The organism is Polaromonas sp. AER18D-145 (assembly GCF_002379095.1).
Taxonomy (GTDB): Bacteria; Pseudomonadota; Gammaproteobacteria; order Burkholderiales; family Burkholderiaceae_C; genus Polaromonas.
On the sequence record NZ_NBZV01000047.1, the window covers coordinates 26,305 to 36,303 of the forward strand.

Consider the following 9,999-nt stretch of genomic DNA (forward strand, 5'->3'; position numbering starts at 1 on the left):
CGAAAAAGGCCTTCAGCCCTTGTTGGTATTTCGGAGGTTGCTACTGTTTTGGTAGCAACCCACCACTGTCCCCGCCACGCTTCAGCCCAGCTTTTTCTTCAGCAGTTCATTGACCTGGGCGGGGTTGGCCTTGCCCTTGGTGGCTTTCATGGCCTGGCCGACCAGGGCGTTGAAGGCCTTGGTGTTGCCGGCTTTCACCTCTTCAACGTTTTTCGCATTGGCGGCCAGCACCTCGTCAATGATTTTCTCAAGCTCGCCGGTGTCGCTCATTTGTTTGAGCCCCAGTCGAGCGATCGTCGCGTCGATGCTGTCCGTTACGCGAATGGACTCATGTATGGTTACATTGATAATGCGGCCTCCATTCGGTCCCAGCTCAACGGACGCCCACATATCTTCGAAGACCTGTTTTGCCGCGTTGTTCGAAATGCTACCGTCGTTGATTCGAGTCAGCAATGCGCCAAGCTCAATGGGGTGTACCTTAACGCGTCTAAATGAGCCTTCTTCTTGTTTCAATCTCCGGGACAGTTCGCCCATGACCCAGTTGCTCGCTAACTTTGCCTGACCGCAAGCTGCTACGGTCGCCTCAAAATAAGCTGCCATCTCTTTGCTCTGCGTCAAAGTCTCTGCATCGTATTCCGGAAGCCCGTAGTCCTTCACAAAACGCGCGGCCATCACGCGTGGCAACTCCGTCATCTCCGAGCGAACCTGCTCCACCCACTCGCGCGAAACCACCAGCGGCGGCAGATCGGGATCGGGAAAGTAGCGGTAGTCCGCCGCGTCTTCCTTGGTGCGCATGGAACGTGTTTCGCCGGTGTCCGGGTCGAACAGCACCGTGGCCTGCTGGATCGCATGGCCGTCCTCAAGCTGCTCGATCTGCCAGCGCACTTCATAGTCGATGGCCTGCTGCATGAACTTGAAGCTGTTCAGGTTCTTGATCTCGCGGCGGGTGCCGAGTTCGGCGCCGGGCTTGCGCACCGAGACGTTGGCGTCGCAGCGGAAGCTGCCTTCCTGCATGTTGCCGTCGCAGATGCCAATCCAGGTCACGATCTTGTGCAGCTCTTTCGCATACGCCACGGCCTCAAGCGAGGAGCGCATGTCGGGCTCGGTCACGATTTCCAGCAGCGGTGTGCCGGCACGGTTCAAATCAATGCCGCTCATGCCGATGAAATCTTCATGCAGCGACTTGCCGGCGTCTTCCTCCAGGTGGGCGCGCACCAGGCGCACCGTTTTCTTTTCCAGAGCCTGTCCTGAGCCCGTCGAAGGAAGGAAAAATTCCACGCTGCCGCCCTGCACCACGGGAATTTCAAACTGGCTGATCTGGTAACCCTTGGGCAGGTCGGGGTAGAAATAGTTCTTGCGCGCGAACACGCTGCTTTCGGCAATGTGCGCGTTGACGGCCAGGCCGAACTCGATGGCGCGTTGCACCGCGCCCTTGTTCATCACCGGCAGCGCGCCTGGCAGCGCAAAGTCCACCGCGGACGCCTGCGTGTTCGGCTCGGCGCCAAACGCGGTCGAGGCGCGGCTGAAAATTTTCGATTTCGTGGTCAGCTGGGTGTGGGTCTCGAAGCCGATGATGACTTCATAACCCTGCACCAGCGGCCCGGTGGGTCGGCCTGCCTGCATCTGGGCGAAGGAGTTCACGGGGGGTTGGGTCTGGCTCATTTTCAAAAATCACTCAAATGCCTGTGGGCTGGCGCAGGTGCCAGTCGGTTGCCAGCTGGAACTGGTGCGCGGTGCCCAGCAACTGTGCTTCCTTGAAATAGTTGCCGATCAGCTGCAGGCCGACCGGCATGCCGCCTTCGCCAAAACCGGCCGGCACACTCATGCCGGGCAGGCCCGCCAGGCTGGACGACAGCGTGTAGATGTCGGCCAGGTAGTTGGCGACCGGGTCGTCGGACTTTTCGCCGATCTTCCAGGCCACCGTGGGCGACACCGGGCCGGCAATGATGTCGCACTGCGTGAAGGCTTTCTGGAAGTCTTCGGCGATCAGGCGGCGGATTTTTTGCGCCTTCAGGTAATACGCGTCGTAATAACCGTGCGACAGCACATAGGTGCCGATCATGATGCGGCGTGTCACCTCGTCGCCAAAACCTTCGGAACGCGACTTCTTGTACATGTCGGTCAGGTCGGTGTAGTGGGCCGCGCGGTGGCCATAACGCACGCCGTCAAAACGGCTCAGGTTGCTGCTGGCCTCGGCCGGGGCGATCACGTAATACACCGGGATCGACAGTTCGGTCAGCGGCAGGCTCACGTCCACCAGCGTCGCGCCCAGCTTCTCGAACTCGGCCAGCGCACCACGCACGGTTTTCAGCACGTCGGCCGAACAGCCGGCGCCGAAAAACTGCGCGGGCAACCCGATTCTCAAGCCTTTCAGGGGGGTGGCGCCCGTCGCTGCTGCGCCGGCAGCTATCAAATTAGTAGCATAGTCGAGTGCCGGCAGGTCCAGCGAGGTCGAGTCGCGGTCCGGGTCCGGCCCGGCCATGCTGGACAGCAGCAGGGCGCAGTCGAGCGCGCTGCGTGCCATCGGGCCGGCCTGGTCCAGGCTGGAGGCAAACGCCACCATGCCGTAACGCGAGCAGCGGCCATAGGTTGGCTTGATGCCGGTGATGCCGGTCAGCGCGGCCGGCTGGCGGATGGAGCCGCCGGTGTCGGTGCCGGTGGCCGCCGGCACCAGCCGCGCCGCCACGGCTGCGGCCGAGCCGCCCGAGGAGCCGCCCGGCACACGGGTGGTGTCCCAGGGGTTCTGCACGGGCCGGTAGGCGCTGTTGTCGTTGCCCGAACCCATGGCGAACTCATCGCAGTTGAGCTTGCCCAGGCTCACCATGCCGGCGCCGCTGCCCACGCCGAGTCGGGCCACCACGGTGGCGTCAAACGGGCTGCGGTAGTTTTTCAGCATCTTCGAGCCGGCCGTGGTCGGGAAGTCGCGCGTGACGAAAATATCCTTGTGCGCCAGCGGCACGCCCAGCAGGGGTGTGCGTTCGCCAGCGGTCAGGCGCGCGTCGGCGGCCCGGGCCTGGGTCAGCGACACCTCGCTGTCGGTGGCGAGGAAGGCGCCCAGGCCGGCATTGTTTTCGATGCGGGCCAGGAAGTGTTGCGTCAGCTCGACGCTGGACACCTCGCGCGCTGCGAGCTTGGCCGCGAGTTGGGCGACGCTGAGGTCGTGCAGGTCGGTGCTCATCGCTTACTCAATCACTTTGGGGACTAAAAACAGGCCCCGTTCGACAGCGGGTGCGCTTTTCTGGCTTTCCTCGCGCTGGTTGGTCTCGGTCACGACGTCGTCGCGCAGCCTGAGGGCCACCTGGCCCAGGACGGCGGCAGGATGGGCCAGCGGTTCAACGCCCTCCGTGTTGACGGCGTCCATCTGTTCGACGAGGGCGAAAAAGCCGTTGAGCTGCCGGAGCGTGTGCTCGGTCTCGTCGGGGCGCAGCTCCAGCCTCGCCAGGTTGGCGACGCGTGCGATGTCTTGGGATGTCAATGCCATGGGTAAAACAGGGGCTGAAACCAGGTGTAAAGATGAAATAATGGGCAGGGTGCCGCCCGGTGATTTACAGGGGATGCGTTATTATCCCGCCTTTGGTGTGAAATCAGGGTCGGATGCACGCTTTAGGCGCGGTTTACGCTCTGGAATCAAGGTGTTGCCCCATTTTCCTGTCCATCGATTCTCTTTGACCACTCACAACAATCACAAACGGCGATAGAGCAACGAAGATTGCTCCATGCCCAAAACCGGACTCCCTCACCATGTTTGAAACATTTCGTCGGTACTTTTCCACCGACCTGGCGATTGACCTGGGTACCGCCAACACCCTGATTTTTGTACGTGACCGCGGCATTGTGCTGGACGAACCTTCCGTCGTTGCCATCCGCCACGAAGGCGGTCCCCAAGGCAAAAAGACGATCCAGGCCGTCGGCCACGAAGCCAAGGCCATGCTCGGCAAGGTCCCCGGCAACATCGAAGCCATCCGGCCGATGAAAGACGGCGTGATCGCCGACTTCACCGTCACCGAGCAGATGCTCAAGCAGTTCATCAAGATGGTGCACCCGCGCAGCTTCTTCAAGCCCAGCCCGCGCATCATCATCTGCGTGCCCTGCGGCTCGACCCAGGTCGAGCGCCGCGCCATCCGCGAAAGCGCCCTGGGCGCCGGCGCCAGCGACGTCTACCTGATTGAAGAACCGATGGCGGCCGCCATCGGCGCCGGTCTGCCGGTCTCCGAAGCCAGCGGCTCCATGGTGGTCGACATCGGCGGCGGCACGACCGAGGTCGGTGTGATTTCCCTGGGCGGCATGGTCTACAAGGGCAGCGTGCGTGTCGGCGGCGACCGTTTCGACGAGGCCATCATCAGCTACATCCGCCGCAACTACGGCATGCTGATCGGCGAGCCGACGGCCGAGGCCATCAAGAAAAACATCGGTTCGGCCTTCCCCGGCTCCGAGGTCAAGGAGATGGAAGTCAAGGGCCGCAACCTGTCCGAAGGCGTGCCGCGCAGCTTCACGATCTCCAGCAACGAGATTCTCGAAGCCCTCACCGACCCGCTCAACAACATCGTCAGCGCCGTGAAAACCGCGCTCGAACACACGCCGCCCGAACTCGGCGCCGACATTGCCGACCGCGGCATGATGCTGACCGGCGGCGGCGCGCTGCTGCGCGATCTGGACCGCCTGCTGGCCGAGGAAACCGGCCTGCCGGTGCTGGTGGCCGAAGACCCGCTGACCTGCGTGGTGCGCGGTTGCGGCATTGCGCTGGAGCGCATGGACCGCCTCGGCTCCATCTTCACCTCTGAATGAGCCAGGGCGCCGGGTGCGCATGATCGCCTGCACTGCGTCGCGCCAGGCCCGGCCCTGCGGCCCGTTTGACACCTCACCATGCCTTTAGGAACCCTGGACCGCACACCGCCCCCGTTCTTCAAACAGGGGCCGTCGGCCTTGTCCAAGCTGATGTTTTTCAGCGCTCTGGCCCTGTTTTTGATGGTGGCCGACCTGCGTTTCAAAATCACCCAGCCGATCCGCGCGGCCGTGGCGACGGTGCTTTACCCCGTGCAGTGGCTGGCCCTGCAGCCGGTTCGTGCGGCGCAGTACGGCGGCGGTTATTTCACCGCGCTGAGCCAGGCCCGGACCAGCGAGGAGGCGGCCCGCCAGAAACTCGCCACACAGTCGCTGCGCGCCAGCCAGGTCGAGCAGCTCGCTCTCGAAAATTCGCGCTTGCGAAAGCTGCTCGATCTGCGCGAACAGGCGGCCCTCACAGGTCAGGCCGCACAGGTGCTTTACGACGCACCCGACCCCTACACCCGCAAGGTCATCATCGACAAAGGCCTGCTGCAGGGTGTGGCGCTCGGTTCGCCGGTGGTGGACGAGTCCGGTGTGCTGGGCCAGGTCACCCGCGTCCATCCCCTGGTCAGCGAGGTCACGCTGGTGATTGACCGCGAGCTGGCCATCCCCGTGCTCAACACCCGGACCGGTGCGCGCAGTGTGGCCTTCGGCGAGCCGACCACCCATGGCGGCGGGCTGGAGCTGCGTTTCATGGGCAGCAATTCGGATGTGCAGCAGGGCGACCTGCTGACGACCAGCGGTGTGGACGGCGTTTATCCGCCGGGGCTGCCGGTCGCGAAAATCGACCGGATAGAGCGTCGTGCGGAATCCGCGTTTGCCCGGATTTACTGCACACCGCAGGCCCAGGTCAACTCGGCTTTCCATGTCATGGTGGTCAAGCCCTTGTCCGGCGAGAAGCTGCCTTCTGCCGCTGCCGAGCCCGTGGCCGTCAAAAAAGGAGCCGGCAAATGATCATGCCCTCCGGCCAGCAACTGCTGCTGCCCGCCAACCCGGTGTTCATCTGGACCAGCCTGATCGCGGCCCTGTTGCTGGACATGCTTCCTCTCGGGCGGGTGCCCTGGATGCCGGATTTCCTGGCGCTGGTGCTGGTGTTCTGGAACATCCACCAGCCGCAACGTGTGGGGATCGGTCTGGCGTTCATGTTCGGGCTGGGCATGGATGTGCACCAGTCGGCCCTGATGGGCCAGCACGCGCTGGCCTACACCGCCCTGAGCTTTTTCGCGACCATGATCCATCGCCGCCTGCTGTGGTTCACTGTGCCCTCCCAGGCGCTGCAGATCCTGCCGCTGTTCGTTGTGGCGCACGGTGTGGAAATCACCATCCGCATGATCAGCGGCGGTGTGTTCCCCGGCTGGCTGCTGCTGCTGGCGCCGCTGGCCGAGTCCCTGCTGTGGCCGGTGATCAGCGTGCTGCTGCTGGCGCCGCAGCGCCGGGCACCGAATCCCGACCAGAATCGGCCACTCTAGGTATGCCCCCACGGTTGCTCACTGCGTGTAGCGCCCTGCCCCCCGGGGGGGCCGCTGCGCCTGCGGCCCGGCCCTTCGGCAGGCTCAGGACAGGCCCAGGCCGGTTCCGCGGCCCCTGCTTGAACAGGGGGCCAGATTGCAGATCGAGCGCTTTGCAAATGGGGGCACTTTTTCCGCAGGTCCTGAGTCGTACCCGCCATGACTGAACTCAGGAACGTCGAGGCGGATCTTTCACGTTTCCGTGCTCGGGTGCTGGTGGCCGGGCTGGTCATCCTGTTCGCCTTCATGCTGCTGGCGGCCCGCCTGGTCTTCCTGCAGGTGGTGCGGCACGACGACCTCAACGAACAGGCCGAGAGCAACCGTACCGCGGTTGTTCCCATCGTGCCCAACCGCGGCCTGATCCTCGACCGCAACGGCGTTGTGCTGGCCACCAATTATTCGGCGTATACGCTGGAGATCACGCCCTCCAGGGTGGCCGATCTGGAGGAAACCATCGAGGCGCTGGGGCGGCTGGTGGAGATCCATCCGCGCGACAAGCGCCGCTTCAAGAAGCTGCGCGAGGAGTCCCGCAACTTCGAGTCGCTGCCGATCCGCACGCGGCTGACGGACGAAGAAGTGGCCCGTTTTGCGGCCCAGCGCTTCCGCTTCCCGGGGGTCGACATCAAGGCGCGGTTGTTTCGCAGCTACCCGCACGGCGAACTGGCCAGCCACGTGGTTGGTTACATCGGGCGCATCAACCGGTCGGAAAAGGAGCGGATAGAGGAGACCGACGAGGAAGGCAACTACCGCGGTACCGACTACATCGGCAAACTCGGCGTCGAGCAGAGCTTTGAAGCCCAGCTGCACGGCAACACGGGCGTCGAGCAGGTGGAAACGTCGGCCGGTGGCCGGGCGGTGCGCAAGCTCGCCAGCACGGCGGCGGTGCCCGGTGACACGGTGATGTTGTCCATCGACATCAAGCTCCAGAAGCTGGTGGAAGACCTGTTTGGCGACAGGCGCGGCGCGCTGGTGGCCCTGGACCCGTCCACCGGGCAAGTGCTGGCCTTCGTCAGCAAACCGACCTTCGATCCCAACCTGTTTGTCGATGGCATCGACAGCGAAAGCTGGCAGGCGCTCAACGAGTCGATCGACAAACCGTTGCTGAACCGTGCACTGCGCGGAACCTACCCGCCCGGTTCCACCTACAAGCCCTTCATGGCGCTGGCGGCGCTGGAGTCCGGCAAGCGCCAGCCCGGCAGCATCACCAACGACACCGGGTCCTGGATGTTTGGCGGCCACCAGTTCCGCAGCCATGGGGCCGGACTCGGCCCGGTGGACATGCACCAGAGTATCGTCAAGTCGAGCAATGTCTACTATTACTCACTGGCCAATGACCTCGGTGTGGATGCCATGCACGACTTCATGAAGCCGCTCGGCTTCGGGCAGATCACCGGCATCGACATCCACGGCGAAGTGCGCGGCGTGCTGCCCAGCCAAGAGTGGAAACGCAAGACCTACAAGCGGGCCGACCAGCAGAAATGGTACCCCGGCGAAACCATTTCACTGGGCATCGGCCAAGGCTACAACGCGTTCACCATGCTGCAGCTCGCGCAGGCCACCGCCACGGTGGCGAACAATGGCGTCCGGCACAAACCGCAGCTGGTGATTGCCACGCAGGACCCGATGACGCGGGCCATCGAGCCCATTGCACCGCAACCGGCGCAAAACCTGGGCTACAAGCCGGAGAACGTGGCGGTGATCCGCAAGGCACTGGTCGGTGTCACGCAGGAGGGCACGTCGACCCGGGTGTTTGCGGGCGCCGGTTACCTCAGCGGCGGCAAGACCGGCACGGCCCAGGCGGTGGGGGTCGGCCAGAAAGACAAGTACGACGCCCGCAAGCTCGAGGAGCACCAGCGGGACCATGCCTTGTACATGGCCTTTGCGCCCGCAGACCATCCGAAAATTGCGCTGGCGGTGGTGGTGGAAAACGCGGGTTTCGGTGCAGCCCATGCGGCGCCCATTGCCCGGCGCGTGTTTGACTACATGCTGTTGGGTCAGTACCCCAGCGAGGTGGACATGGCCGCCGTGCAAAAGGGGCTGGCCGCTGCGCCCATCGGCAAGCCGCGGCTGGCGGCGGAAATGACGGGCTTGCTGGCGGCCGGCACAACAACGGCTGCCAACCCAGCCAAGGCCGCGGCGATTGCCGAAGCCCTCAGCAAGCTGCCGCCGCCGGTGCCTTCGCCCGATGCCGACTAGTACTGCAGCACGGAAGTAGCGAAACAAAATGAAAGTGATGACTTCGTGCCCAGGGTAAGGCGCAAGCCGCAGCGAAGGCTGTGCGCCTTCGCAAGGATTGCAACGCCGCCATGGGTGCGAAGGCGCGCTTTCATGTTTCGATATTTTCGGGTTGCAGTACTAGGGTGTGTTGACGCTATTTCAGGAATGCGTCGAACCCGGTTTTCAGAATCAGTGCGCTGACCACCACGATAAACACCACACGCACAAAACCCGCACCATGCTTGAGCGCCAGACGTGTACCCAGCAGGCTGCCCACCACGTTGGCCAGCGCCATGGTCAGCGCGAAATGCCACCAGACGTGGCCCTTGTAGGCGAACAGCAGCAGGGCGGCCAGGTTGGTCGCCGTGTTGAGCAGCTTGGCTGAGGCCGAAGCAGTCAGGAAGTCGTAGCCCAGCCAGCGCACGAACAGGAAGACAAAAAAGCTGCCGGTGCCGGGGCCGAAAAAGCCGTCGTAAAACCCCAGCAGGATACCGATGGTGCAGGCCGCCCAGGTTTCGGCGCGACCGGAAAACCGCGGTGTGTGGGTGCGCCCCAGGTCCTTGCGCACCAGGGTGTAGAGCAGCACGGCCAGCAGCACAAACGGCAGCACCTTGCGCAGAAAGCCCGGGGAAATCACGGTGACCAGCCAGGCGCCGGCGAACGAGCCGGCAAAACCGGCCAGCGCTGCCGGCAGCAGGGCGGCCCAACGCATGTCTACGCGCCGGGCGTATTGCACGGTGGCCACCGCCGTGCCCCAGACGGATGCGCCCTTGTTCACGCCAAACAGCGTCGCCGGATGGGTGGTGGGGAACACGGCAAACAGGGCGGGCACCAGAATCAGCCCGCCGCCTCCCACGATGGAATCCACAAAACCCGCCAGCAGCGAGGCCAATGACACGATCAGTAATTCCATCGGCGAATTGTCTCATTGGCCTCGCCGGCGGCGGGCTTCCGGTCTTGGCCCCGCATGGCGGGTGATCCGGATCGGGCGGGCAAAAAAAAGCGCCGGGTTGACCGGCGCTTTGTAAAAAACATCTCTTCGGATGCCAATTCTGTTGTGCTTGTGCGAGTTTGTCTCCTCGGCCCTCTGCGAGCAGCTTGGCTCGTATGCAGATCACTGACTTTAGTGCGCGCACCCACATAGTGCATCGGGACTTTCCCTTCCCTGTTCCGGGTGCGGTGGGACAGGGCGCCGGCAGCATGGCACGACTTATGCCTGTTACGAGATGTTCGCTCCATTCGGCACACATCGGAAATCACCATGCACCACAAGCGGTTCGTCACATTGGGTTGGGGTCTCGGGTTGCTGTTGGCCGCCACATTGGCCGGGGCGCAGACGCCGGCGCCTGCAGAGGCCGCGTCCGCCGTGCCGGCTGCCAGCGCGCCTGCCGAACCGGTAACGCCGGTGGTGGCCACCGATACCCTCAACGGCGCCGACACCGCCTGGATG

General features: G+C 63.7%; 8 protein-coding genes and 1 pseudogene. 5 read left to right on the forward strand and 4 right to left on the reverse strand.

The window, feature by feature from the left end; all coding sequences use genetic code 11:
* Nucleotides 1–81 precede the first annotated feature (81 nt).
* Genes gatB through gatC form a run of 3 tightly spaced genes read right to left on the reverse strand, consistent with a single transcriptional unit; the run spans nt 82 to nt 3,481 of the window.
* Entirely contained in the window at nt 82–1,623 is a 1,542-nt protein-coding gene (gene gatB, locus B7G52_RS19105) for an Asp-tRNA(Asn)/Glu-tRNA(Gln) amidotransferase subunit GatB (protein ID WP_240523532.1), read from the reverse strand.
* A 52-nt stretch (nt 1,624–1,675) separates the two neighbouring features.
* Nucleotides 1,676–3,178 carry an Asp-tRNA(Asn)/Glu-tRNA(Gln) amidotransferase subunit GatA gene (gene gatA, locus B7G52_RS19110; protein WP_096699111.1) on the reverse strand — a complete coding sequence of 501 codons (1,503 nt, stop codon included), beginning with the start codon at nt 3,176–3,178 and terminating at the stop codon, nt 1,676–1,678.
* A gap of 3 nt (nt 3,179–3,181) precedes the next feature.
* Nucleotides 3,182–3,481, reverse strand: a complete 300-nt coding sequence (gatC, locus tag B7G52_RS19115; protein WP_096699112.1) for an Asp-tRNA(Asn)/Glu-tRNA(Gln) amidotransferase subunit GatC — start codon at nt 3,479–3,481, stop codon at nt 3,182–3,184.
* A 260-nt stretch (nt 3,482–3,741) separates the two neighbouring features.
* Between gatC and B7G52_RS19120 the strand changes: the two genes are divergently transcribed.
* The 4 genes from B7G52_RS19120 to mrdA all read left to right on the forward strand — a co-directional run bounded on the left by B7G52_RS19120 (nt 3,742) and on the right by mrdA (nt 8,528).
* Complete coding sequence (locus B7G52_RS19120; RefSeq protein WP_077592290.1) at nt 3,742–4,785, forward strand: rod shape-determining protein; 1,044 nt, start codon at nt 3,742–3,744, stop codon at nt 4,783–4,785.
* Nucleotides 4,786–4,863: 78 nt separating this feature from the next.
* Nucleotides 4,864–5,778 carry a rod shape-determining protein MreC gene (mreC, locus tag B7G52_RS19125; protein WP_096699113.1) on the forward strand — a complete coding sequence of 305 codons (915 nt, stop codon included), beginning with the start codon at nt 4,864–4,866 and terminating at the stop codon, nt 5,776–5,778.
* Nucleotides 5,775–6,293: a rod shape-determining protein MreD gene (gene mreD / locus B7G52_RS19130; RefSeq protein ID WP_096699114.1), complete on the forward strand. Its 519-nt coding sequence runs from the start codon at nt 5,775–5,777 to the stop codon at nt 6,291–6,293. The genes mreC and mreD overlap by 4 nt, the downstream gene beginning before the upstream one ends.
* Before the next feature lie 198 nt (nt 6,294–6,491).
* Entirely contained in the window at nt 6,492–8,528 is a 2,037-nt protein-coding gene (gene mrdA, locus B7G52_RS19135; RefSeq protein ID WP_096699115.1) for a penicillin-binding protein 2, read from the forward strand.
* Between the two features lie 175 nt (nt 8,529–8,703).
* Here mrdA and B7G52_RS19140 read toward each other — a convergent pair whose 3' ends face one another.
* Nucleotides 8,704–9,462, reverse strand: coding sequence for a TSUP family transporter (locus B7G52_RS19140; protein WP_096699116.1), 759 nt, complete (start codon nt 9,460–9,462; stop codon nt 8,704–8,706).
* A 348-nt stretch (nt 9,463–9,810) separates the two neighbouring features.
* On the opposite strand from B7G52_RS19140, the pseudogene B7G52_RS19145 reads away from it, so the two are divergent.
* A pseudogene (locus B7G52_RS19145) lies at nt 9,811–9,999 on the forward strand (ammonia channel protein); the annotation flags it as partial.

Excerpts from the sequence above, each read along its gene's own strand:
- gatB (WP_240523532.1), bottom strand. The coding sequence starts at position 1,623 with ATGCAGGCAGGCCGACCCACCGGGCCGCTGGTGCAGGGTTATGAAGTC.
- gatA (WP_096699111.1), bottom strand. The coding sequence starts at position 3,178 with ATGAGCACCGACCTGCACGACCTCAGCGTCGCCCAACTCGCGGCCAAG.
- gatC (WP_096699112.1), bottom strand. The coding sequence starts at position 3,481 with ATGGCATTGACATCCCAAGACATCGCACGCGTCGCCAACCTGGCGAGG.
- B7G52_RS19120 (WP_077592290.1), top strand. The coding sequence starts at position 3,742 with ATGTTTGAAACATTTCGTCGGTACTTTTCCACCGACCTGGCGATTGAC.
- mreC (WP_096699113.1), top strand. The coding sequence starts at position 4,864 with ATGCCTTTAGGAACCCTGGACCGCACACCGCCCCCGTTCTTCAAACAG.
- mreD (WP_096699114.1), top strand. The coding sequence starts at position 5,775 with ATGATCATGCCCTCCGGCCAGCAACTGCTGCTGCCCGCCAACCCGGTG.
- mrdA (WP_096699115.1), top strand. The coding sequence starts at position 6,492 with ATGACTGAACTCAGGAACGTCGAGGCGGATCTTTCACGTTTCCGTGCT.
- B7G52_RS19140 (WP_096699116.1), bottom strand. The coding sequence starts at position 9,462 with ATGGAATTACTGATCGTGTCATTGGCCTCGCTGCTGGCGGGTTTTGTG.